At 43.2% G+C, this 1127-nt stretch carries 1 protein-coding gene and 1 pseudogene; one reads left to right on the top strand and one right to left on the bottom strand.

Translation table 11 applies throughout. The features are described 5' to 3' along the window. Window positions 1-1025: pseudogene (locus tag AB5935_RS27495) on the top strand (MATE family efflux transporter); the annotation flags it as partial. On the opposite strand, the gene AB5935_RS27490 reads toward AB5935_RS27495, so the two are convergent. Beyond that, a partial coding sequence (locus tag AB5935_RS27490) for a helix-turn-helix domain-containing protein (RefSeq protein ID WP_368328038.1) occupies window positions 1015-1127 on the bottom strand: 113 nt, incomplete at its 5' end. The pseudogene AB5935_RS27495 and the gene AB5935_RS27490 overlap by 11 nt on opposite strands.

Here is a 1127-nt window from a genome sequence, read left to right as displayed (position 1 = left end):
CTTTTACGCTGGTTGTTCTGCCTTTTCTTGATCCGATAGTTTATTTTTTCGGCGGAAGTGATGAGACTGTCAAATATGCCCGCGAATTTATGCAGGTTATTCTGCTGGGAAATGTGGTAACTCATTTATATTTGGGGCTGAATGCAGTGCTTCGTGCCTCGGGACATCCGCAGAAAGCGATGGTGGCAACCATCACGACCGTGTTAATCAATGTATTACTTGCACCTTTGTTTATTTTTGTATTCGACTGGGGAATTCGCGGGGCGGCCACAGCTACGGTTTGTGCGCAGTTGATCGCCTTGGTCTGGCAGCTTCATCTGTTCTGTCGCAAAGACGAACTGATACGATTGAAAAAAGGTATTTTCCGTTTGAAACGGAAGATCGTGTTGGATTCATTGGCTATCGGTATGTCTCCCTTCCTGATGAATATGGCGTCTTGCTTTATTGTGATTCTGATTAATCAGGGATTAAAAGAGCATGGAGGTGATTTGGCGATCGGTGCATTCGGTATTGTTAATCGTATTGTTTTTGTCTTTATTATGATTGTATTGGGACTGAACCAGGGGATGCAGCCCATTGCGGGATAGAATTTTGGTGCGAAGCTCTATCCTCGTGTGACGGAAGTACTAAAAGTAACCATTTATTGTGCAACTGTAGTGACAACGATTGGTTTCCTGATAGGTATGTTCATTCCGGAAATCGTATCTTCCATTTTTACTTCGGACGCAGAATTAATCAGTATTGCGTCTAAGGGATTTCGTGTAGTGGTGTTCTTCTATCCGATTGTAGGTTTTCAGATGGTAGCTTCCAACTTCTTCCAGAGTATCGGAATGGCAAGTAAAGCCATTTTCTTGTCGCTGACCCGACAGATGTTATTCTTAGTGCCCTGTTTATTGATTCTACCTCATTATTATGGACAAATGGGTGTTTGGGCCAGTATGCCTGTGGCAGATTTGGCGGCTAGTCTTATATCCGGAGGTATGTTGTGGTGGCAGTTCCGGCAGTTTAAGAAAGTTACTGTTTGATAAGTTTGTTCCGATATTCTTTAGGAGATATGCCGACATACTGCTTGAAATATTTCCCGAAGAATGATTGTGTGGGGAAGTTGAGCTTGGTCGCTATTTCCT

The organism is Phocaeicola sp. RTP21198st1_B8_RTP21198_201120, from assembly GCF_040929485.1.
Taxonomy (GTDB): Bacteria; Bacteroidota; Bacteroidia; order Bacteroidales; family Bacteroidaceae; genus Phocaeicola; species Phocaeicola dorei.
Note: the sequence above shows the minus strand (reverse complement) of the source record. Positions and strands in the feature narration are given on the sequence as shown.